Below are 20,667 nucleotides of genomic sequence, written 5' to 3'. Positions count from 1 at the left end.
CCGCTACTCAGGTGGGGGCAGCCGGCGCACCGCCGGGCCGTGCCAACGTTGTCGGTCGACGCGGCCGCGGTAGTCCTCCAGCGCCGCGATCGACTCCGTGACCTGCTCGAAGGACGGCAACGCCCGCACGTTCGCGATCAGCGTCATGTCCTTGCGCGGGATCTCGACGAAGCACACTTCGACTCCGGAGAGTGACGCTTTGGCGGCCACCTCGGCCTGCCACGTCGGCAGATCGCCGTCGTCGCCCAGCCATTCGTGCAGGTACACGCACCACTTGCCGCGTAGCAGCTCTTCGGCGATGGCGTCCTGTGCCACCAGATATGGCTCTGTCACTCGGTCGGACACTGCTTGTCCTGTGCGTACCACGGCATGACATCCCTCCTGCACCCGACGGCGACCCGACCGCCGGTAAGCGCTCTCTCCGGTCACCTCCCCGATCCCGTCGAGCAGCACGAGCCCCGATGGCTGATCCCCAGCCTTCGGTGGGCTGCCAACTTACTGCGGAAAGTGTTTCACAGCAAGCACTTCATCACTTGCTGACAACTTGCGCGCGCGAGCGCCGTGCGGATGCACGTGCTGTTGCACGCCGGAAACCACGCATCGGAACCTGAAGTGTGACAACGGGAAACGGCGCGCGTCATCGTCCTGAATGGACAGAGAGATGCGATCTGCAATTTGCAGATGGAGTGACCTCTAAGACGCCGTTCAAGTACCCGGAGTAACTGTACAGCGGAAGGGCGACGGAAGTCGGGAGTCGGGGCGACGGAACCGGTTCAGTGGGTGACACTGCGCGAAACGTGCGCTATACAGACTCCAACATGCGTATTGATGCGCGAAAGGTGTCAGTAATGAGCAGAGTTGCGCAAACGCTCTGGTGTCTGGCGACGGCCGCCGTCCTCGGGCTCTCGCCCGCCACGGCCTACGCCGACCCGTCCGCGGCGCCCTCCGGGCAGCTCGGCGACCTGACCGGGATCGCCGCCGACGGCGCCACGGTGACGTTGACGTCGGGGAGCGCGGCGGTGCGCGTGAGCTTCCCGGCCGACGGCGCCGTCCGGGTCTGGCTCGCCCCCGATGGGTCCTTCACCGACCCCGCCGGCGGCAAGATCGTCCTCCCGAAGACCACGCCCCCGGCCACGCCGAAGCGCGTCGACAAGGGCGCGTACTGGGCCATCTCCACCCCGAAAGCGACATTGCGGGCGTACAAGCACCCGCTGAAGTTCGCCCTCTACGACGGCGCGGACCGCAAGCAGCTCTGGGCGGAGTCCGCGCCGCTGTCCTGGACCGGCTCGACGACCACGCAGAGCCTGACCCGGACCGCGTCGGAGCAGTTCGTCGGCGGCGGTGAGCAGAACGGCCGCTACAGCCACCGCGACCAGACGATCAAGATCTTCGCCGACGACAACTGGAACGACGGCGGCGCGCCCAACTCGCAGCCGTTCTACGCCTCGACCGCGGGCTACGGCGTCCTGCGGAACACCTTCGCGCCGGGCAGCTACTCGTTCACCGACCCGGTCGAGACCACCCACGACGAGCGCCGCTTCGACGCGACCTACGTCGTCGGCGGCAACCTCAAAGACGTCATCAGCGGGTACACCGAGCTGGTCGGGAAGCCCTTTCTGCCGCCGATCTACGGCCTGGAAACCGGCGATTCGGACTGCTACCTGCACAACGCCAACCGCGGCGAGCGGCACACGCTCGACGCGGTGAAGGTGGCCGACGGCTACGCCGCGCACGACATGCCGAACGGCTGGATGCTGGTCAACGACGGCTACGGCTGCGGCTACGAGAACCTGCCGCAGACCGGCGAGGGCCTGCGGAAAGACACCATGCAGCTCGGGCTGTGGACCGAGAACGGCGTCCCCAACCAGGCCGAAGAGGTCAAGGCCGGGGTGCGGGTGCGCAAGCTGGACGTCGCCTGGGTCGGCCCGGGTTACCAGTTCGCGCTCGACGCGTGCGACACCGCCTACAAGGGCATCGAGGACAACAGTGACGCCCGCGGGTTCGTCTGGCAGCCGGTGAGCTGGGCCGGCGCCCAGCGCTGCGGTGTGCTGTGGAGCGGCGACCAGTCCGGCTCCTACGACTACATCAAGTGGCAGATCCCGACGTACGCGGGCGCGACGACGTCCGGCATCGCGTACAACACCGGCGACATCGACGGCATCTTCGGCGGCAGCCCGCAGACCTACGTCCGCGACCTGCAGTGGAAGGCGTTCCTGCCGGCGGCGATGACGATGGACGGCTGGGCGTCGGCGGACAAGCAGCCGTGGCAGCAGGGTGAGCCGTACACCTCGATCAACCGCAAGTACCTCATGCTCAAGGAACGCCTGCTGCCCTACACCTACAGCTACTCCGCGCAGGCGCACCAGACCGGCGTCGGCCAGGTCCGGCCGCTGGCCCTGGAGTACCCGGACGACCCGAACGTGTGGACCGACAAGGCGAAGTACGAGTTCCTGTCCGGCACCGACTTCCTGGTCGCGCCGGTGTACGAGAAGGCGAACGTCCGCAACGGCATCTACCTGCCCAAGGGCACCTGGGTCGACTACTGGAGCGGCAAGATCTACACCGGCCCGACGACGATCGACGGTTACGACGCGCCGCTCGACACGCTCCCGCTGTTCGTCCGGGCCGGCGCCGTGGTGCCGATGTGGGCCGACGGCACGAAGTCGTGGCAGACGCGGGACAAGGGTGAACTCGACCTGGACGTCTACCCGCAGAGCAAGGGCAGCTTCACCCTCTCCGAGGACGACGGCGTCACCCGTGGGTACCAGCGCGGGGAGCAGGCGAAGCAGACGTTCACCGTGGACGCGCCCAAGTCCGGCCCCGGCACGGTGACCGTCGGGATCGGCGCGAGTACCGGCACCTACTCGGGCAAGCCGGCCACGCGGAACTACCAGCTGTCCGTCCACACGGGAACGAAGCCGGCGCTCGTCCAGGCGGGCACCGGGATCCTGCGGCAGTACGGCAGCAAGGCCGAGCTGGACAAGGCGGCTTCGGGCTGGTGGTACGACCCGGCCGCCCACGGCGTCGTGCGCGTGAAGACCGGGCAGATCGGCGCCGGTGCCCGCCAGGACGTGCGGCTCTTCGGGGCCAGTGCGGTCGGCGGGTTCTTCCCCGAGGACGACAACGGCACGACGACGCTGACCACGCCGTCGCTGGCCGCGCCGGGGCAGCCCACGGCGGCGACGGTGAGCTTCACCAACGGCACACCGCTGCCCGTCCGGGACGTCGCGCTGTCGGTGCGGGGCACCGGGTTCCGCGCCGACGTCCCGGCGTTGCCGAAGCTCGTCCGGCCTGGTCAGACGGTGAAGGTGCCGGTGACACTGACTCCCGACGCCGGGCTGAAGCCGGCGGACTACCAGGTCACCGCGGCCACGACCTACCGCGCGCGGCTGGACACGCACCAGGCCGTGGACTCGTCGACGGTGACGGTGCCGTACGCGTCCCTGGCGGCGGCCGCGTCGAACGTCGGCGTCACCGACGCGGGCCACGTGACGGCCGGTGATCTCGACGGCGGGGGCAGCAGCTTCCGGGCCGAAGGCCTCGCCGAGGCCGGGCTCGAGCCGGGAGCCGCATTCTCGGCTCTCGGGGCGACGCTGACCTGGCCGGACGCTCTGGGGGCGAAGCCGGACAACGTCGTCGCGGCCGGTCAGACCGTCGCGGTGCGCGGAACCGGGGCGAAGCTGGTGCTGGCCGGCACGGGCACCGGGACCGCCAAGGGCACGGTCGTCGTCCAGTACGCCGACGGCAGCACCAGCCAGGCCGACCTCGGGTTCCCGAACTGGTGCTGCGCCGACCCCGCCCAGTACGGCGCGACGACCGTCGCGACCGTCCTGGGCAAGAACACCGGGACCGGCGCGGCCTACCCGACCACGCCGTACCGGGTGTTCGCGAACTCCGTCCCGCTCACCGCGGGCAAGGAGGTCGTGGCGGTGACGCTGCCGGCGAACTCGGCGTTGCACGTGTTCGCCGCGAGCGTCGCCTGAAGCAGGTTCGGCGAACCACCGAAGTAGGCGCCGTCCGTGACGAACAGCGTGTCGTCACGGACGGCGACCGCCGTCGGGTTGGCCAGTCCGTCCTCAGCGGACAGAATGGTCTTGACGCCGTCGCGGCCGACGGTGACCACGCGGTTGTCCTGGTTGATCGCGGCGACGACGGTGTCGCCGTGGAAGGCGAAGTCGTCGACCGGGCCGAGACCCGATGTGACAACCCGGCCGGGGCCGCCGTGCAACGGGAAGCGGACCAGCGTGCCGCGGTCCAGGTTGGACACCCAGAGCGCGCCGTCCTGGACCTTGACGCCGTTGGCGCCGAAGCCGCTCACCGGGGCGAGCAGCTCGCCGGTGGCCCAGGCGGTGACGCGTCCCCGCGAAACCCGCCAGACCGTCGAGCCGAACGAGTCGGCGACGTAGAGGTCTCCGGTCGCCGGGTCGCGCGCGACGCCGTTCTGGAAGCCGGACGGCGGCAGTTTCGCCACCTGCACCGGTGGCACCCCGGCCCTGACCCGGTAGAGGCCGGTGGCCGCCGTGCCGGTGGAGACGGCGACGTACAGGTCACCACCGGGCGCGCGGACGATGCCGCCGAGGAACAGTCTCTTGTGGACGACCGGGACGTCGCCGTCTTCCGGCACCGGGATCCGGGCGATGATGGTGACCCGGCCGCTGGGGGAGACCCGGCTGATCTCGCCGGTGTAGGCGAAGGTCAGGTCCGCGGAGCCGTCGGGCTCCAGGGCGATGTTCTCGGGTTGCTGCCCGGGAGCGAGTGGCACGATCCTCGGTGCCGCGCCGGCCGGGGTGGCGGGCAAGGCGACCATGGCGATCGCGGCCAGCGCGACGCCGATGTGCTTGATGCGCAAGGGAAACTCCGTCTGAGTCGGGAGCGGCGGCCCGACCCTGGGCCGCCGTGCCTTCGACGGTAGGCCCGTGGTGTCCTCGCGAACCAATAGCTTGCCTTGGCCTGGCCATTGGAAAACCGATGGCGCTCAGAGATCCCGGGCGAAGCAGCGCGAAATCGATACGCCGCGGTACGGCCCGTAGGCCTCGATCGGCTCGTAGCCTTCGCGCTGGTAGAACCGCATCGCGTCCGGCTGCCCGGTCCCGGTTTCCAGCAGCAGCCGCGGAATCCCGAGTTCCCGCGCGTGGTCTTCGAGGGCGCGCAGCAGGGCGGTCGCGACGCCGGTGCCGCGCGCGGCCGGGTCGACGTACATCCGCTTGATCTCGGCGGAGTCCGGTCCGAGTGGCCGGAGCCCGCCGCAGCCGACGGCCGTGCCGTCGCGGTCGCGCGCGATGAGGAACACCGCCATGGTCTCGGCGGTCGGGAGCGCGCCGGGCTCGTGGTCGTCGGTGCCGTAGCGGGCGTCGAGTTCGACGCGCTGGGCCTCGCGCAGCCGGACGGCGTCGGGATCATCCCAGCTCACAGGCTTTATTTCGCTCGTGCCGAGATTGGTCATCGGGCACCCCTCCGTTTCGTAACGAGCGTTACCGTAGCACCTGTTACGCTACCAGGGAAGGAGGTTCCGGGTGCCGAGACAGCGTGACGTGGAGGCGCAGCGCGAGCTGCTGTCGAACGCGGTGTGGCAAGTGCTCGCCGAGGCGGGCCTGCCGGGCCTGACGCTGCGCGCGGTCGCCGAGCGCGCCGGCTGCACGACGGGCTTGGTGCTGCACACGTTCCCGACGAAGAAGGCCCTGCTGCTGCACGCACGCGACCTGCTGTACGAGCGCACGGCGATCCGCGCGGACGCGGCCGAAGCGGCGGCCATCGACGCCCCGGCCGCACTGCGTGCGGTCCTGGGCTGCGCGATCGACCTACCGCACGGCCACCACGAGGAGTCGAGCGTCTGGGTGGGCTTCCTGGCGGCAGCCCTCGCCGACGACGACCTGGCGCAGCGCCACCGAGCGGCGAACCACTCGTTCCTGGCCCGCGTCCGCCGCCTGATCGCCGCCTGCCGTCCGGAATGGACGGACAACCGCCTGGAGCTGACCACAAAGAGCTTGGTGGCACTGGTGGAAGGCCTCAACGTCCTCGCGGCAGCCGACCCCCACGCCTACCCGGCGCAGTTGCAGGAGGAAGCCCTGGCCAAGGCGCTCCAAGACGTCGTGAGTGGTAATTCGGGTTAGAACCCTAATTACCACTCACGAGGGCCGGGCCGAAGCGGCGGCGGTAAGCGCTCGGGCTGAGACCCGTGTGGCGTCTCAGCTGCAGCCGCAGGTTCGCCGCCGTGCCGAAACCGCTTGCCTCGGCTACCCGGTCCAGCCGTAGTTCGCCGCGTTCGATCAGGCGGCAGGCCAGCGTCACCCGCTCGGTCGTCAGCCACGCCAGCGGCGTCGTTCCCAGTTCCGCGCGGAACCTCCGGTGCAGCGTCGCCGGGCTGGTCGCCGCCCGTGCGGCCAGGTCGGCCACCGTCAGCGGGGTGTCCAGCCGTTCGAGGGCCCAGGCCAGCAGCGGTGCCAGCGAGGTGTCCGGCACCGCCGGCACCGGCCGGGCGATGAACTGCCGCTGCCCGCCGTCGCGGTGGCCGGTGAACACCAGGCGGCGGCTGACCGCGTTGACGACCTCCGCGCCGTGGTCGCGGTGGATGAGGTGGAGGCCGAGGTCGAGCGAGGCCGCGCTGCCCGCCGCCGTGAGGACGTCGCCCTCGTCGACGAACAGGACGTCCGGCTCCCAGCGCACCGCCGGGAAGCGCTCGGCGAACTCCGCGGCCCACCGCCAGTGCGTGGTCGCGCGCCGGCCGTCCAGCACGCCCGCCTCGGCGAGCGCGAACGCGCCGGTGCAGAAGCTGACCAGCCGGGCGCCCCGGTCCGCGGCCCGGCGGATCGCCGCGATGATCGCCGGGTCGGTCGGCACGCCGGTGTCCGGGCGGGCCGGCGCGATGAGCGTGTCCGCCGTGTCGGCGGCCTCGAGCCCGGCGACGCCGGAGAGCGTGAACATGCCCAGGTTCATCCGCACGTCCGGGGTCGCGGCGCAGAGCGTGAAGTCGTACCAGGGCCGGTTCAGCTCGGGCCGCCGCAGCCCGAACAGCTCGGTCGCGACGCCCATCTCGAACGGGTTCGACTCCGCCGTCACGATCGCGACGACCCGGTGAGAGAATTCTTGCGGCATGTGCGATTCCTAGCACTCGTGCCGCTCGCCCGCCAGGCGCAGGATCGACGCATGAACCCGATCGACCTGACCGAAGTCCTGGCGAGCTTCGACGCCGCCTGGAGCCCGCGGATCGTCACCCGCGTCAACGACTACGACATCCGCCTCGCGCGGTTCGCCGGCGAGCACGTCTGGCACGTCCACGAGGACACCGACGAGTTCTTCCTGGTGCTGGACGGCGAGATCGAGATCGGCCTGCGCGACCCGTCGGAACGGGTGGTGACGCTCAAGAGCGGCCAGGTCTTCGTCGTGCCGAAGGGCACGTTCCACAAGCCGTCGTCGAAGGCGGGCGCGAGCGTGCTCCTGGTCGAGCCGGCGGGCACCCTCTCGGTCGGCGACCAGCACGACGACGTCCCGGACCACGTCGACGTCACGACCGGCCACCTGGTCTAGCTTCGGGGCACGGCGCTGACCTTGGTACCCGCAGACCAGAGGTCCTGGGCGGACCTGCAGGCGATCTTCGGCGACCGCGGGGTTCACGGAGGTGAGCCGCCCGACCGTGCGGCGGGTGGTCATGCGGCTGACCTGCTGAGTCTCTCCGGAAAACGGCGTACCCTCGGCCGCATGAAACGGACCTCGTTCGCGCAGTGGCCGTGCTCGATCGCGCGCACCATGGATCTGCTGGGGGACTGGTGGACGCCGCTGGTGCTGCGTGACGCCTTCTACGGCGTCCGCCGCTTCGACGAGTTCCAGCAGGCCCTCGGCATCGCCCGCAACACCCTCGCCGACCGGCTCAAGCGGTTGGTCGACGAGGGGTTGCTGGAGAAGGTCGCCTACCAGACCGAGCCGGTGCGCTACGACTACGTGCTCACCGAGAAGGGCCGCGACTTCTACCCGGTGCTGCTCGCGATGACGCGCTGGGGCGACAAGTGGCTCGCCGGCGATGGCGGCCCGCCGATCACCGTGCACCACCTGGCCTGCGGGCACGACACGCACGCCGAGATCGTCTGCGCCGAGTGCGCCGCGCCGATGACGCCGGACGACACGCGGATGCGCCGCGGCCCCGGCTTCCCGGCCCGGCTGGCGCAGCGCGCGGACGTCGAGGAGCGCTTCGCCCGGCAGGAGTGAGATTGACAGCCGGGTCTACCTACGCAACTATCGTGGTCAGAAGCTCACCGAGAGGAGTGGCGACCACGATGGAGTGGACAGGCGCGCGGTACGCGGACAAGCCGACGGCCGAGGTCTCGACCTGGATCGACGCCGCCCCCGAGGCCGTCTGGCCGGTGGTCTCGGACATCGGGCTGATGCCCTCCCTGAGTTCGGAACTGCAGTCCGTCGAGTGGTGCGACGGCGAGACCCGCCGCAAGTTCGTCGGCCGGAGCAAGCACGACGCGTTCGGCGAATGGGAGACGACGTCGTACGTCGTCGAGTGCGAAGCGCCGCGCGTGTTCGCCTGGGCGGTGCAGGATCCGGCCGAGCCGAGCTCGGTCTGGAAGTTCACCCTCGAACCCGACAACGGCGGCACCCGGCTCTCGCAGTGGATGCAGATGGGCCCGGGCCGGTCCGGGCTGTCGTTCGCGATCGACCGGATGCCCGAGAAGGAACAGAAGATCGTCTTCGTACGGCTCCGCGAGTTCGAAACCGCGATGACCGGCAACCTCGCCGCGATCAAGGACCGGGTCGAAGGCTCGTGAAGACCGCGACGACGGTCGAGTTCTCCCGCGACACCCGCTCGACGCTGGACTTCGTGCTGGAGGCGGAAAAGCTCGGCCTCGACGTCTGCTGGGTCGCCGAGGCCTGGGGCTCGGACGCGCCGTCCGCGCTCGGCTACCTCGCCGCGCGCACCGACCGGATCCGGCTCGGCTCCGGCATCGTCCAGCTCGGCACGCGCACGCCGGTCGCGATCGCGCAGGCCGCGCTGACGCTCGCCGACCTGTCCGGCGGCCGGTTCGCGCTCGGCCTCGGCCCGTCCGGGCCGCAGGTGATCGAGGGCCTGCACGGCGTGCCGTTCGCCAAGCCGCTGACGCGGATGCGCGAAACCGTCGAAATCATCCGCCAGGCCTTCGCGGGGGAGAAGATCTCCTTCTCCGGCAAGGCTTTCGAGATCCCGCTGCCCGGCGAGACGCGCCCGATGCGGCTGTCGACCGAGCCGAACCCGGACATCCCGATCTACCTGGCCACGCTCTCGCCGAAGCTCCTCGAGCTGACCGGCGAGGTCGCCGACGGCTGGCTCGGCACCAGCTTCGTCCCCGAAGGCGCCGGCGCGTACTTCACCCACCTCGACGCCGGCCTCGCGAAGTCGGGCCGCACGCGCGCGGACATCGACGTCTGCCAGGGCGCCGAAGTCGCCTTCGCGGCGAACGAGGACGAGCTGCGCACGATGGTCGGCGGGCGCAAGAAGGAACTCGCGTTCAGCCTCGGCGGGATGGGCTCGGCCACCACGAACTTCTACAACAACGCCTACAGCCGCCAGGGCTGGGCCGACGTCGCCGCCGAGGTCCGCGAGCGCTGGCAGGCCGGGGACCGGGACGGCGCCACCACGCTCGTCACCGACGAGATGGTGCTCGGCACCACGCTGATCGGCACCGAAGAGATGGTCCGCGAACGCCTGCGCGTCTGGCGTGACACCGGCATCGACACAGTCCGGCTCTACCCGGCCGGCGAGACGCTCGAAGCGCGGCTGGACACCCTCGGCCGCGCGCTGGACCTGCTGAAGCCTGTCGCGAATGGACGGATCGGATAGTCCGGGCAAACCGCTGCGGGACGGCGGCCTTTCGGCCATAGTGAGAACTCGACCGAAGGGGTGGCCATGCGCAAGATCGTGTCGAACCTGTTCCTCTCGCTGGACGGTGTGGTCGAGGCACCCGACAAGTGGTCGCTGCGCTACTGGAACGACGAGATCGGCCGCGCCGTCGGCGGCGGGATGGCGGCGGCCGACGCGATGCTGCTCGGCCGCGTCACCTACGAGGGCTTCGCCGAGGCGTGGCCCGGGCGGACGGTCGAGGACGACGCGGGCGCCGAGTTCATGAACAGCGCCCGCAAGTACGTGCTGTCGTCGACGTTGTCCGAGGTCAGCTGGAACAACTCGACGCTGCTGACCGGGGATCCCGTCGAAGCCGTCCGGGCGTTGAAGGCCGGCGAGGGCGGCGACATCATGACCAGCGGCAGCACCACGGCCGTGCGCTGGCTGCTGGCCGAAGGCCTGGTCGACGAGCTGAACCTGCTGCTGTACCCGATCGTCGTGGGCCGTGGGAAGCGGCTGTTCCCCGAGGAGGGGCCGGGTTTCCCGCTGGTGCTGAAGAAGTCGGCCACCTTCGGCAACGGCGTCGTGCAGCTGACCTACGTCCCGGCGTGATCACGCCGTTCCGGATCGACGTCCCCGAAGCCGACCTCGACGACCTGCGCGCGCGCCTGCGCCGGACCCGCTGGCCCGAGCCGGAGCCGGTCGGCGACTGGAGCCAGGGCACGCCGCTGGCCGTGCTGCGGGAATTCTGCGAGTACTGGGCGGCCGGCTACGACTGGCGCCGCGCGGAGGCCCGGCTCAACGGATTTCCGCAGTACCGCACCGAAATCGACGGCCTGGGCCTGCACTTCCTGCACGTGCGTTCGCCGCACCCGGACGCGCTGCCGCTGGTGCTGACGCACGGCTGGCCCGGCTCGATCGTCGAGTTCACCAAGGTGATCGGCCCGCTGACCGACCCGCCGGACCCGGCGGACGCGTTCCACGTCGTCTGCCCGTCGCTGCCGGGTTACGGCTTCAGCGACAAGCCGTCGTCGCCGGGCTGGGGCATCGAGCGGATCGCGGCGGCATGGGCGGAGCTGATGGCCCGCCTGGGTTACTCCCGCTACGGCGCCCAGGGCGGCGACTGGGGGACGTCGATCACGACGTCGCTGGCCCAGCGGGACGCGGCCCACCTGGCGGGCATCCACCTGAACCCGCCGATCGCCGCCCCCGACCCGGCGACGTTCGACGACCTGACTGCGGCCGAGCGAGCCGCGCTGGCGGCGTTGGAGCACGCACAGCGCTGGGAGGACGGCTACTCGGTCCAGCAGTCGACCCACCCGCAGACGCTGGGCTACGGCCTGGCCGACTCCCCGGCCGGCCTGTGCGGCTGGCTGCTGGAGAAGTTCCACGCCTGGTCCGACGGCTTCCCCTTCACCCGCGACGAGCTGCTGGACACCATCACGCTGTACTGGCTGACGGGCACGGCGACGTCGTCGGCGCGGCTGTACTGGGAGAGCATCGCCAAGGTCCAGAAGTGGTTCAGCGAGGCCACGGACGACACGGTCGACGTCCCGACGGGCTGTTCGATCTTCCCCGCGGAGATGCCGCGCCCGTCGCGCCGGTGGGCGGCGCGGAGGTACACGGACATCCGGCACTGGAACGAGCTGGACCGTGGCGGGCACTTCGCGGCGTTCGAGCAGCCGGAGCTGTTCGTCACCGAGGTGCGGACCTTCTTCCGCCTGGTCCGCTAGCGCTTGAAGCCCTTCGGGTCGGCCAGGTAGCGGTCCAGGTCCGGATCCTCGTGCAACTCGGTGAACCCGTCCTCGACGGCCTCCCCGAGTTCACGGCGCAGCCGGGTCAGCGCCGCCCGGACGTCGGCGTTGAAGCGCCGGCACCGCGCCTCCCGCCACGGGCTGGGGTCCGGCGGGTAGTCCCAGTTCAGCGACTCGTCGTACTGCTTCACGAGGCTGTCCAGCTCCGCGCGCAACCCGGCGCTGATCGGCAGCCGGTCCACGTCCGCCGGGCCGACGCCGGCCCAGAGCACCGCGCCCGAGCCCGCGTCGAAGAAGAACCTCAATTCACCCCTCGGGCCTGGCCCTGCCAGAACGGCTCCCGCAGCTTGAACTTCTGGATCTTCCCGGTCGCCGTCCGCGGCAGCTCGTCCAGGAACTCCACCCGCTTCGGGCACTTGTACCCCGCCAGGTACTCGCGGCAGTGCTTGATCAGCTCCTCGGCGGACACGTCCGAACCCGTCACCACCAACGCCGTCACCAGCTCGCCCCACTTCTCGTCCGGGATGCCGATCACCGCCGCCTCGCGGACGGCCGGGTGCGAGCTGAGCGCGTCCTCCACCTCGATCGACGACACGTTCTCGCCGCCCGAGATGATCACGTCCTTCTTGCGGTCCGCGATGGTGAGGTAGCCGTCTTCGAACGAACCGCCGTCACCGGTGTGGAACCAGTTGCCCTCCTGCACCCGCGCGGTCTCGTCGGGGTTCTCCCAGTAGCCGTCGAGGTTGTGGTTCGACTGCGCGAGCACCTCACCGTCGGTGTCGACGGCGATCCGGACGCCCAGCGCGGGCGTGCCGGCGCGGCCCAGCAGCCGGGCCTGCTCGTGCGGGTCGAGGCCGGCCCACTCGCTGCGCATCCGGTTCACCGTCAGCAGCGGCGCCGTCTCGGTGAGGCCGTAGATCTGGATGAACTCCCAGCCCAGCTCGGCCCGCACCCGCTCGATCGTCCGGGTCGGCGGCGGCGCGCCGGCCACGACGATCCGGACGCGGTCGCGGCCCGGGATCTCGCCGTCCCAGCTCGCGGCGCCGTCGAGGGCCGCGCTGACCACCGCGGGCGCCGCGCACAGGATCGTGACGCCGTGCTCCTCGACGCGCCGCAGGATCTCGGTGCCGTCGACCTTGCGCAGCACGATGTGCCGCCCGCCGAGCCCGGTCACCGCGTACGGCATGCCCCAGCCGTTGCAGTGGAACATCGGCAGCGTGTGCAGCAGGACGTCGTTGTCGTTCAACGTCGTGTGCAGCCCGAAGACGGCCGCGTTGAGCCAGATGTTGCGCTGGGTCAGCTGCACGCCCTTCGGCCGCGCCGTCGTGCCGGAGGTGTAGTTGATCGTCGCGGTGGCCGACTCGTCACCCGCCCACGGCCGCGGTTCGCCGTCGCCGCCCCAGATCGCGTCGTCGTCGCGGCCCAGCACGAAGACGTGCTTCGCGGTGACGGTGCCGAGCAGGTGTTCCAGCTCGGGGTCGACGATCAGCACCTCCGCGCCGGAGTGCTCCACGATGTACTTCACCTCGGCCGGCGCGAGCCGGAAGTTCACCGGCACCAGCACCCGGCCCCAGGCCGAGACGCCGAAGAACGACACGAGCAGACGGGCGGAGTTGTGCGACACCACCGCGACGCGCCCGCCGACCGGCACGCCCAGCGCGTCGAGGTGGGCGGCCTGCGCGCGGGCCCGCCGCGCGACCTCGCGGTAGGTGAGCGAACCCCAGCTCGGCGCGGGCTGGTCCGGCTCGTCGACCACCGCGACGCGGTCCGGGTACACCGCCTCCGCGCGGTCGAGGAAGTCCCGGACACCCAGATCGAAGAACACGCGCCTTCCCTTCGTCACCCCTGACCCGATGATGACTGTTCGCGGGTGCTCGCACCAGTCCGATGTGGTTGGCTGGGCGGGATGGACCTGAAGACGGTGGCCGGCGAGCTCTACGGGGGTGACCTCGCGGAGTTCGTCAGCGCGCGCAACGCGGCGGCGAAGACGGCGAAGGCCGAGGGCGACACCGACCTGGCGGCGAAGATCAAGGAGCTGCGGAAGCCGACCACGGCCGCGGCGATCGTCAACCGGCTGGCCCGCGACGACCCGGACGAGCTGCGTGAGCTGGCCGAGCTCGGCGACGAGCTGCGGGACGCGCACACCCGCCTGGCCGGCGACGACCTGCGCGCGCTGGCCCGCCGCCGCGGCGAGCTGGTGCGGCGGATCCTGCACGGCCTGGCCAAGATGAGCGACACCGTGGCGCGGGAGGTCGAGGCGACGCTCGAAGCCGTCGCGGCCGACCCGGACACCGCCGCGCTCGCCCTGGCCGGGTGCCTGACGTCGGTGGCGCACCAGGACACCGACCAGTGGTTCACGCTCGCCGCGACCGCCCCGCCGTCGACCGGCAAGCGCCCGGCGAAGCTGGTGGAAAAGGCCGAACCCGCGAAAGCCAAGCGGACCGAAAAGGCCGAGCGGGCCGAAAAGGACTCCAAGCGCGAGGACGAGGAGCGGGCCGAGCGGGAGCGCGTCCGCGCCGAACGCGAGCGCCTGCGCAAGGAAGCCGCCGAGCTGGCGAAGGAACGCGCGGTGGCCGAGCGCGACCTCGTCCGCACCGAGCGGGCGGCCGAGCAGGCCACGGCCCGCGTCGAAGACCTGCGGGCCCGCCTGGCGGAAGCCGAGGAACGCGCCGAGCGCGCGACGGCCGAGTTCGAGACGGCCAAGGAAGCCTTCGACCAGGCCGACGAAGCTTCCATCGCGGCGAAGGAAGCCGCTGACGACGCGCGCTGATTCCGTGCTACCGTGGAAGTGCGCCCCGGATGGGCCTACGCACGGAGGTAGTGGCTACTCAGCCCCCTGAGATCGACACGTCGGTGTCTCTCGTCTTTTCCCTGCTGTGGACAAGTGTGCCTCCGTCGTGCCCTCTCACGCCTCCGATCACTCCACATCGGAAGGACCACGCGAGTTTGATCCAGCTCACCACGACCGGTGCCCGCACCGGCCGGAAACACCGCGTCACCTTGGGAGCCCTGCACATCGACGGCCGGCTGGTCGTCGTCGCCTCGGCGATGGGGTTGCCGAAACACCCCGCCTGGTACCACAACATCCGCAAGAACCCTTTGGTGACCGTGGAAACCGACACCGAGACGTTCGAGGCGATGGCCGCCATCGCCCCCGATCGTGACGCCCTGTTCGCCAAGGTCGTCGAGCAGCAGCCGGGCTTCGGGGACTACCAGGCCCGCACCACCCGGGTGCTGCCGGTGCTCGTGCTGCACCGCCTCGACCGCGTCCGGCGCATGGGCGACTGGATCGTCGAGGTGCACGACTGGCTGCGCACCGAGCTGCGGGACCTGCGTGCCCAGCTGGATTCCGGCGAGCCGCTGAGCTTCGGCAAGCGCTGCCTCGGTTTCTGCTCGGCCCTCACCCGCCACCACACGGGTGAGGACACGGCGATCTTCCCGATGCTGGCCGCGCAGTTCCCCGCGCTCGCCCCCGCGTTGACGAAGCTCGGCGAGGAACACGTCGTCGTCGCGCAGCTGCAGGAACAGATCCAGCGGCTCGTCGACGAGGAGTCCGACCCGGCCCGGCTGCACGCGGAGTTCGACCGGCTGGCGTCTCTTTTGGACAGTCACTTCACCTACGAGGAAAGCGTGATCGTCACGGCGTTGAACGCGCTGGCCCCGGCGCCCGGCTGATCAGAGCAGTAGGCCGGCGAGGATCCGGTGGTGCTCGGCCTCCACGTCCGGCGTGGGGCCGAGCACCTGGACGGCCACGTGGTCGGCTCCGGCGTCCACATGGGACCGCAGGCGCTTCGCGATGCTCTCGGGCGTGCCGTGCAGCACGAGGTCGTCGATCAGGCGGTCACTGCCGCCGCCGGCGACGTCCGCCTCGGTGTACCCGTGGCGCCGCAGGTTGTTCACGTAGTTGCGCAGCCCGAGGTACGGCTCGCGGACGAACGGCCGGCCGATCGCGCGCGCCGCCACCGGGTCGTCGTCGACGACCACCTTCTGTTCCGGCGTCAGGAGTTTGCCCGGGCCCAGCACCGAACGCGCGTGCCGCGTGTGCGCGACCGGCACGAGGTAGGGGACCGCGCCGGCGGTGCGCTCGGCGGCCAGCTTCAGCACGCGGTCGCCGAGTGCCGCCAGGATCCTGGCCTCGACGGGCACACCGGCCGCGTCCAGCCGGTCGAGGTAGCCGACGATCTTGTCGTACGGGCTCTGATAAGCGGCGATCGACTCGGGGTGGCCGACGCCGATGCCCAGGAGCAAGCGCTTTCCGTACCGGCCCGCCAGCCGGTGGTACGACTCGGCCAGGACCTCCGGCTCGTCGGCCCACATGTTCACGATCGCCGTCGCCACGGTGATCCGCTCGGTCGCGGCCAGGACGTCCTCGACGAACGCGAGGTCGCCGACCGACGCGCTGCCGGTGCCGAACCAGACCGTGCCGTAGCCCAGCTTGTCGGCCGCGACGGCGTGCGCCTTGCGCGTCTCGTCGTCGCGGTGCGGGGCCAGGAACACGCCGAACTCGTTCACTACATTCGCCATACGGCTCAATGTAGCAAATGTAGCGTCAGCTCGCGAGGCGGTGCAGCCACTCCCGCAGCAGCTGCCGCTCGGTGGTCGTCAGCTCGTCGACGTCGTCCGCGAGCGCGGTCGACAAAGCGACCGCGAGCGCGCTCGTCGACGACCCCGCGGCCGGGCCGTCGGTCAGCAGCCCGGCCAGCACGGCGTCCCGGACCTGCGTGGACATCGCCAGGTCGCGGGCACCTTCGGGCTGGGCGATCAGGCTGAGCGTGACTCCGCTGTTCGCCGCCGCGAACTGCCGCGCGGCCTCGGTCGCCTCGACGCGCAGCCGCCCGGCGCGGGCGAGCGGGGTGAACAGCTCGAGCAGCATCGCCTCGGCGCTGCTGGTGAGGTTGCACGGCACGCCGGGCTCGATCTGGCCGTAGAGCAGCACGTAGAACGCGGGGTTCTCCAGGCCGTACGCGACGTGCCTGTCCCAGCCCTCGCGGATCCGCGCCACCGGGTCGCCGCCGGTCTCGGGCGCCTGGACGTACTGGGTGAAGCCGTAGTTCACGACGGCGTCGAGCAGGCCCTGCTTGCTGCCGAAGTGGTGGTACAGCGTCGGGGCCTGGACGCCGGCGCGTTCGCAGATCGCGCGCGTCGACACCGCGCCGCCGTCCGCCTCGTGCAGGAGCTGCCCGGCGGCCAGCAGGAGGCGGTCGCGGGTACTGGTGGCGTTGCTCGATCGTCCGGCCATGTAGCAAGTGTAGCGGCGAGCTGTAACGTCAGGCCGTCCCGTCGAGCGCGCGCAGCCGCAGCTGGACCCGGCGCAGGCCGATGAACGCGTCGAGCACGGCCGGGTCGGTCGCGAACGTGGCCGGGCGCACCGACCGGTACCCGTCCAGCAGCGCCTCCCGCAGCTCCGCGCGGTGCGGCAGGTGCGCGAACGCCTCGACCGTCACGGCCAGGTCGTAGGCGTAGTGCCCGTACCCGCAGTCGTCGAAGCCGACCACCGCGACCCGGCCGCGGTGGACCAGGTAGTTCTCCTGGTGCAGGCCGCCGTGGACCAGGCCGAACACGTCGGCGCCGAACCCGAGCGCGGCCCGCACCGCCCGCACCCGCTCCAGCGCGGCGCGGATGTCCTCGCCGGCCAGCGCGACCGCCCGCCCGACGACGGTCGCCGAGAAGCCGTCCACCTGCGCCCGGCCGAACGCGCTGAGGTCGTCGACGCGGCCGCGGTCGAGGCCGTTCATCCGGGCGCCGTGGCGCTGCAGCCGCGCGGTGACCTCGCCCAGCCGGTAGAGCTGCGACGCGTTGAGCCGCTCGTCGAGGAACCGGCCCTCGACCCAGTGGCGCAGCACGCAGGTGCGCGGCTCGGGCACGGCCGGGTCGGCGACGACGGTGGCCGGCTCCCGGTGCCGCGTCGGCACCGGCCGCGGCACCACCAGGTCCGTTTCCCGGCACAGCGCCGCGAGCCAGGCCACCTCGGCTCGCACCTGCGCGACGCTCGGGCCGTCCGGCCGCTCCACGCGCAGCACGTAGCGGCGGCCGTCCGCGCCGTCGACCCGGAACGTCGTGTTGCGCCCGCGCGCCAACGGCGTCAGCCGCGCCACCGGGACGTCGTAGTCGGTCAACGCCGCTTCGGCGAGCCGGCGCAGCCTGCGCGTGCGGCCCGCGCGGTCGAGTTCGGCGAACGGCCGGAGGTTCGCTTGGAAGTCGGCCATCGACCACGTGGTCAGCTGATCGACCGTTCCGGCTCGCGGGAGTGCGAGACGAGCTCGATCGGCGGCGTGTGGCGGCCGCCGCCGAGCCGCTCGACCCCGCGCAGTCCCTCGACCAGCCGCTCGACCTCGGTGTCCGGCCGCACCCCGAAGCGCATGAACTGGCTGGTCATGCCGATCTTGTTGCCGCACTGGCGCACCAGCAGGTGATGCTCGGTGAGCAGGTAGTCGCACAGCTCGGCGCCGTCGACCGAGCCGGGCAGCTTGACGAGCAGGAAGTTCGCCTGCGACGGGTACACCGTCAGCTCCGGGAACTGGCTCAGCTGCGAGTTCATCATGAACCGGTCGAGCGCGAGCCGCTTGAGGCTGTCCTCGTACTCCGCGCGGTGCTCGGCGAGCATGAAGATGACGGTCTCGGCCAGCGAGTTCAGGTTCCACTTCGGCAGCGCGGCCGACAGCTTGCGCGTCAGCGCCGGGTTCGACACCTGGTAGCCGAAGCGGATCCCGTGCAGCCCGAAGTTCTTCCCGAGGCTCTTCAGCACGATGACGTTCGGCCGCACGACGGCTTCGGCGGCCACCGACGGGTTCATCTCGGCCTCGACGAAGTCGATGAACGACTCGTCGATCACCACGAGGTCGAGGTCTTCCAGGGCGTCCATGAACCGGATGACCTCACGGCGTGACAGGTAGCCGCCGTCGGGGTTGTTCGGGTTGCACAGCACCGCGACCCGCGAGCCGCGGCGCTTGATGAACTCGATGTACTCGTCGACGCGCAGCTCGAAGTTGTTCGCTTCCTTCAGCAGGAACATGTCGACGCGCTTGCCGGTTTCCAGCGGCTGGTCGGTCCAGCGGCCGAACGTGGGGATCGGCACCGCGATGCTGGCGTCCACCAGCAGGTGGTCGATCCAGGTGATCAGCTCGGTCGAGCCGTTGGCCAGCGAGATCGTCGAGGGGTTGAGGCGGAGCACGTGCGCCAGCTGCGCGGTGATCGCGCCCGCGTCGCTCGGGTAGAACTTGAGGATCGTGCGGAGGTTCCGTTCCAGCTCGCCGAACATCCCGTCGGTCGGGAAGTACGGGTTGCAGGGGATGCAGAAGTCCGCGAGGTCGTCGCCGTGCTGGCCCATCGCCCGCATGACGGAGAAGAACGACGGGCTGTGGGCCTGACTCTGCTGGAAAAGGCCGTTCGTGGTCATGCCGTGCCGCACGTGGTCTCCGTCCGCCGCTTTACCGGCCCCTTGCCTTCCCATCGGAGATACGTACGAATCGGATACCCGGTTCAACGCCGCTCAGCGCGTAAAGCCCGGTGCCGGCCAGCGCGGCCGCCGCCAGGACGGACAACGCGAGCACCGGCAGCGGCGCGGCGAACGGCGAGACGCCGGTGAAGGACTCGACCCCGATCACGGCGGTGAGCACGGCGTCGGCGAACACCGCGATCTTGACGACACGCAGCCGGTGGGCCTCGGGCCAGCGGGTGAAGGTGAGCAGCCAGGCCAGCCCGGGCAGCACGAGGATCGCGTGCATCGCGACCGCGTGCAGCGGCTTGAGCGAGCCCGCGGTCGTGTAGGCCAGCTGCGGATCGCCGCCACGGGCCTCCACCACGCCGCGCGCGATCATCACGGCCCCGGTGGCCAGCGCCACCACCAGCACGAGCAGCCCGGCCCGGACGGCGAGACGCAGGCTCGGCGCGTCCGGCCCGGGTTCCACGACCGCGGCCGCGGTGAAGCCGATGACGGTCAGGATGAGCACCCCGCCACCCGCGGCGAGCGTCATCGACACGACGTTGTCGAACGGCGTCTCGAAGTCGAAGTGCGACGGCACACCACGGCAGGACTGCATGCTGACCAGGGCGACCTCGACGACGCTGGCAACACTGAACGCGCCGAGCAGGGTCGTGCGCCACCGCGGCCGGACGGTGAGGAACGACGTCGCCCAGGCGACCGAGGCCAGCGTCAGGCCGAACGACAGCCCGAAGGTGACGGCCTTGCGCATCGAGAGCGGCCCCAGCCACGAGCCGCCGGTGGCGAGGAGCACGATCGCGTGCACGAGGCCGCTCACGAAGAGGACCGCGCCGACGGCGTAGGCGATCCGCTCGGCGCGCCGGCCGTGCTGCCAGACGTCGTGCCGGATCCGGGTCAGTGCGTTCATGCCCCCGAGTCTCGCGCGTCACGGGGGCGCCCCGCGTCGGCCCGGCGTCGACTCCCTGTCGTACGCCGATCTACGTACGGTGGATTCAGAAAGCCGCCGTAAAGAATTACCGGAATTCTTGACCGGAATATTGCCGAATACGGTGTCCGGCGCCACTCGGCAGGCGGATGCGGGGTGGCCGGGGGAGTTCTACTCTTGAATCATGTACATCGCACTGCTGACCTACACAGCGCCCGAGACAGAAGTAGACTACGCGCTCCCGGACCATTCGGACTGGTTGCGCACCCAATTCGCGAGAGGTATTTTCCTCGTTTCCGGAAAGGGAACCGGAGCGGCCGACCACGTGATCCTCACCCGCCCGGTACTACGCGGCAAACTCGACGCGGTCCTCGCCAGCGACCCGTTCGTGGTCCAGCGCCTCGCCCGCTACGACGTCATCGAGTTCACCGCCACCCGCACCGCACAGGAGCTACTGGCAATCAACGAGGCCATCGCCTCCTGAGAAGCCACGCCGACGGCCAGGTGGCCCGCAACGACGCCCGCCACCTACCGGCAAACGCCGACGCTCGCTCGCGCGTTGCGTCTTCTCGCCCTGTCCCACTTGCCTCATCCGGCCCTGCTCGCCCACTTGCCTCATCCGGCCCTGCTCGCCCGCTCGCCTCGCCTGGCCCTGCTCGCCCGGTCCCCTTGTCCGGCCCACTCGCGTGGCCCTAGTCGCTCGACCCCACCCGCCCAGCCTGGCTCGCGTGGC

The 20,667-nt window shown here is 70.8% G+C and carries 21 protein-coding genes; 11 read left to right on the top strand and 10 right to left on the bottom strand.

Features of this window, described 5'->3' with window-relative positions; translation table 11 throughout:
- Positions 1 to 3 precede the first annotated feature (3 nt).
- On the bottom strand, positions 4 to 333 hold the full coding sequence (locus OG439_RS29335; protein WP_326944026.1) for a hypothetical protein: 330 nt from the start codon (positions 331 to 333) through the stop codon (positions 4 to 6).
- A 515-nt stretch (positions 334 to 848) separates the two neighbouring features.
- Here OG439_RS29335 and OG439_RS29330 point away from each other — a divergent pair.
- Positions 849 to 3,983, top strand: a complete 3,135-nt coding sequence (locus OG439_RS29330) for a TIM-barrel domain-containing protein (RefSeq protein WP_326944025.1) — start codon at positions 849 to 851, stop codon at positions 3,981 to 3,983.
- A 992-nt stretch (positions 3,984 to 4,975) separates the two neighbouring features.
- On the opposite strand, the gene OG439_RS29325 is transcribed toward OG439_RS29330, so the two are convergent.
- Positions 4,976 to 5,410: a GNAT family N-acetyltransferase gene (locus tag OG439_RS29325; RefSeq protein WP_326944024.1), complete on the bottom strand. Its 435-nt coding sequence runs from the start codon at positions 5,408 to 5,410 to the stop codon at positions 4,976 to 4,978.
- A gap of 103 nt (positions 5,411 to 5,513) precedes the next feature.
- Here OG439_RS29325 and OG439_RS29320 point away from each other — a divergent pair, with 103 nt between their 5' ends.
- Entirely contained in the window at positions 5,514 to 6,110 is a 597-nt protein-coding gene (locus OG439_RS29320; RefSeq protein WP_326944023.1) for a TetR/AcrR family transcriptional regulator, read from the top strand.
- Between the two features lie 4 nt (positions 6,111 to 6,114).
- Here the strand turns inward: OG439_RS29320 and OG439_RS29315 are convergent, their stop codons facing one another.
- The gene (locus tag OG439_RS29315; protein ID WP_326944022.1) at positions 6,115 to 7,092 is read right to left on the bottom strand and encodes a helix-turn-helix domain-containing protein; all 978 of its coding nucleotides are present in this window, start codon (positions 7,090 to 7,092) and stop codon (positions 6,115 to 6,117) included.
- A 51-nt stretch (positions 7,093 to 7,143) separates the two neighbouring features.
- Between OG439_RS29315 and OG439_RS29310 the strand changes: the two genes are divergently transcribed.
- The 6 genes from OG439_RS29310 to OG439_RS29285 all read left to right on the top strand — a co-directional run bounded on the left by OG439_RS29310 (position 7,144) and on the right by OG439_RS29285 (position 11,547).
- Positions 7,144 to 7,524: a cupin domain-containing protein gene (locus OG439_RS29310; RefSeq protein ID WP_326944021.1), complete on the top strand. Its 381-nt coding sequence runs from the start codon at positions 7,144 to 7,146 to the stop codon at positions 7,522 to 7,524.
- Between the two features lie 171 nt (positions 7,525 to 7,695).
- Positions 7,696 to 8,199 (top strand): winged helix-turn-helix transcriptional regulator, encoded by a 504-nt coding sequence (locus tag OG439_RS29305; RefSeq protein ID WP_326944020.1) that lies wholly within the window; start codon positions 7,696 to 7,698, stop codon positions 8,197 to 8,199.
- Positions 8,200 to 8,267: 68 nt separating this feature from the next.
- Positions 8,268 to 8,765, top strand: coding sequence for an SRPBCC family protein (locus tag OG439_RS29300; RefSeq protein ID WP_326944019.1), 498 nt, complete (start codon positions 8,268 to 8,270; stop codon positions 8,763 to 8,765).
- On the top strand, positions 8,762 to 9,814 hold the full coding sequence (locus OG439_RS29295; protein WP_326944018.1) for an LLM class flavin-dependent oxidoreductase: 1,053 nt from the start codon (positions 8,762 to 8,764) through the stop codon (positions 9,812 to 9,814). The genes OG439_RS29300 and OG439_RS29295 overlap by 4 nt, the downstream gene beginning before the upstream one ends.
- 66 nt (positions 9,815 to 9,880) lie before the next feature.
- Positions 9,881 to 10,426 carry a dihydrofolate reductase family protein gene (locus OG439_RS29290; protein WP_326944017.1) on the top strand — a complete coding sequence of 182 codons (546 nt, stop codon included), beginning with the start codon at positions 9,881 to 9,883 and terminating at the stop codon, positions 10,424 to 10,426.
- Positions 10,423 to 11,547: an epoxide hydrolase family protein gene (locus tag OG439_RS29285; RefSeq protein WP_326944016.1), complete on the top strand. Its 1,125-nt coding sequence runs from the start codon at positions 10,423 to 10,425 to the stop codon at positions 11,545 to 11,547. Before OG439_RS29290 ends, OG439_RS29285 begins: the two co-directional genes overlap by 4 nt.
- On the opposite strand, the gene OG439_RS29280 is transcribed toward OG439_RS29285, so the two are convergent.
- Together OG439_RS29280 and OG439_RS29275 are read right to left on the bottom strand one after the other, a co-directional pair.
- A complete protein-coding gene (locus tag OG439_RS29280) occupies positions 11,544 to 11,873 on the bottom strand; it encodes a hypothetical protein (protein ID WP_326944015.1) in 330 nt (109 codons plus the stop codon). The two genes, OG439_RS29285 and OG439_RS29280, sit on opposite strands and share 4 nt — an antisense overlap.
- Positions 11,870 to 13,393 (bottom strand): AMP-binding protein, encoded by a 1,524-nt coding sequence (locus OG439_RS29275; RefSeq protein ID WP_326944014.1) that lies wholly within the window; start codon positions 13,391 to 13,393, stop codon positions 11,870 to 11,872. The genes OG439_RS29280 and OG439_RS29275 overlap by 4 nt, the downstream gene beginning before the upstream one ends.
- Before the next feature lie 81 nt (positions 13,394 to 13,474).
- Here OG439_RS29275 and OG439_RS29270 point away from each other — a divergent pair, with 81 nt between their 5' ends.
- Both OG439_RS29270 and OG439_RS29265 read left to right on the top strand, forming a co-directional pair.
- The gene (locus OG439_RS29270) at positions 13,475 to 14,338 is read left to right on the top strand and encodes a hypothetical protein (protein WP_326944013.1); all 864 of its coding nucleotides are present in this window, start codon (positions 13,475 to 13,477) and stop codon (positions 14,336 to 14,338) included.
- A 176-nt stretch (positions 14,339 to 14,514) separates the two neighbouring features.
- The gene (locus tag OG439_RS29265; protein WP_326944012.1) at positions 14,515 to 15,243 is read left to right on the top strand and encodes a nitroreductase/quinone reductase family protein; all 729 of its coding nucleotides are present in this window, start codon (positions 14,515 to 14,517) and stop codon (positions 15,241 to 15,243) included.
- On the opposite strand, the gene OG439_RS29260 is transcribed toward OG439_RS29265, so the two are convergent.
- From OG439_RS29260 to OG439_RS29240, 5 genes are read right to left on the bottom strand one after another with little or no spacing between them, the layout of a single operon-like run.
- Entirely contained in the window at positions 15,244 to 16,092 is an 849-nt protein-coding gene (locus OG439_RS29260) for an LLM class F420-dependent oxidoreductase (RefSeq protein ID WP_326944011.1), read from the bottom strand.
- Positions 16,093 to 16,117: 25 nt separating this feature from the next.
- Positions 16,118 to 16,807 (bottom strand): TetR/AcrR family transcriptional regulator, encoded by a 690-nt coding sequence (locus OG439_RS29255; protein ID WP_247056836.1) that lies wholly within the window; start codon positions 16,805 to 16,807, stop codon positions 16,118 to 16,120.
- Positions 16,808 to 16,835: 28 nt separating this feature from the next.
- Entirely contained in the window at positions 16,836 to 17,774 is a 939-nt protein-coding gene (locus tag OG439_RS29250; RefSeq protein WP_326944010.1) for a phosphotransferase enzyme family protein, read from the bottom strand.
- A gap of 11 nt (positions 17,775 to 17,785) precedes the next feature.
- A complete protein-coding gene (locus OG439_RS29245; RefSeq protein ID WP_326944009.1) occupies positions 17,786 to 18,976 on the bottom strand; it encodes a pyridoxal phosphate-dependent aminotransferase in 1,191 nt (396 codons plus the stop codon).
- A gap of 19 nt (positions 18,977 to 18,995) precedes the next feature.
- Positions 18,996 to 19,916: a hypothetical protein gene (locus OG439_RS29240; RefSeq protein WP_326944008.1), complete on the bottom strand. Its 921-nt coding sequence runs from the start codon at positions 19,914 to 19,916 to the stop codon at positions 18,996 to 18,998.
- A 202-nt stretch (positions 19,917 to 20,118) separates the two neighbouring features.
- Between OG439_RS29240 and OG439_RS29235 the strand changes: the two genes are divergently transcribed.
- Positions 20,119 to 20,418: a YciI family protein gene (locus tag OG439_RS29235; RefSeq protein ID WP_326944007.1), complete on the top strand. Its 300-nt coding sequence runs from the start codon at positions 20,119 to 20,121 to the stop codon at positions 20,416 to 20,418.
- Positions 20,419 to 20,667: the final 249 nt, after the last annotated feature.

This window comes from Amycolatopsis sp. NBC_01307, assembly GCF_035975215.1.
In the GTDB taxonomy this organism is placed as follows: Bacteria; Actinomycetota; Actinomycetes; order Mycobacteriales; family Pseudonocardiaceae; genus Amycolatopsis.
Note: the sequence above shows the minus strand (reverse complement) of the source record. Positions and strands in the feature narration are given on the sequence as shown.

Excerpts from the sequence above, each read along its gene's own strand:
- OG439_RS29315 (WP_326944022.1), bottom strand. The coding sequence starts at position 7,092 with ATGCCGCAAGAATTCTCTCACCGGGTCGTCGCGATCGTGACGGCGGAG.
- OG439_RS29305 (WP_326944020.1), top strand. The coding sequence starts at position 7,696 with ATGAAACGGACCTCGTTCGCGCAGTGGCCGTGCTCGATCGCGCGCACC.
- OG439_RS29255 (WP_247056836.1), bottom strand. The coding sequence starts at position 16,807 with ATGGCCGGACGATCGAGCAACGCCACCAGTACCCGCGACCGCCTCCTG.
- OG439_RS29300 (WP_326944019.1), top strand. The coding sequence starts at position 8,268 with ATGGAGTGGACAGGCGCGCGGTACGCGGACAAGCCGACGGCCGAGGTC.
- OG439_RS29260 (WP_326944011.1), bottom strand. The coding sequence starts at position 16,092 with ATGGCGAATGTAGTGAACGAGTTCGGCGTGTTCCTGGCCCCGCACCGC.
- OG439_RS29235 (WP_326944007.1), top strand. The coding sequence starts at position 20,119 with ATGTACATCGCACTGCTGACCTACACAGCGCCCGAGACAGAAGTAGAC.
- OG439_RS29270 (WP_326944013.1), top strand. The coding sequence starts at position 13,475 with ATGGACCTGAAGACGGTGGCCGGCGAGCTCTACGGGGGTGACCTCGCG.
- OG439_RS29240 (WP_326944008.1), bottom strand. The coding sequence starts at position 19,916 with ATGAACGCACTGACCCGGATCCGGCACGACGTCTGGCAGCACGGCCGG.
- OG439_RS29250 (WP_326944010.1), bottom strand. The coding sequence starts at position 17,774 with ATGGCCGACTTCCAAGCGAACCTCCGGCCGTTCGCCGAACTCGACCGC.
- OG439_RS29330 (WP_326944025.1), top strand. The coding sequence starts at position 849 with ATGAGCAGAGTTGCGCAAACGCTCTGGTGTCTGGCGACGGCCGCCGTC.
- OG439_RS29310 (WP_326944021.1), top strand. The coding sequence starts at position 7,144 with ATGAACCCGATCGACCTGACCGAAGTCCTGGCGAGCTTCGACGCCGCC.
- OG439_RS29290 (WP_326944017.1), top strand. The coding sequence starts at position 9,881 with ATGCGCAAGATCGTGTCGAACCTGTTCCTCTCGCTGGACGGTGTGGTC.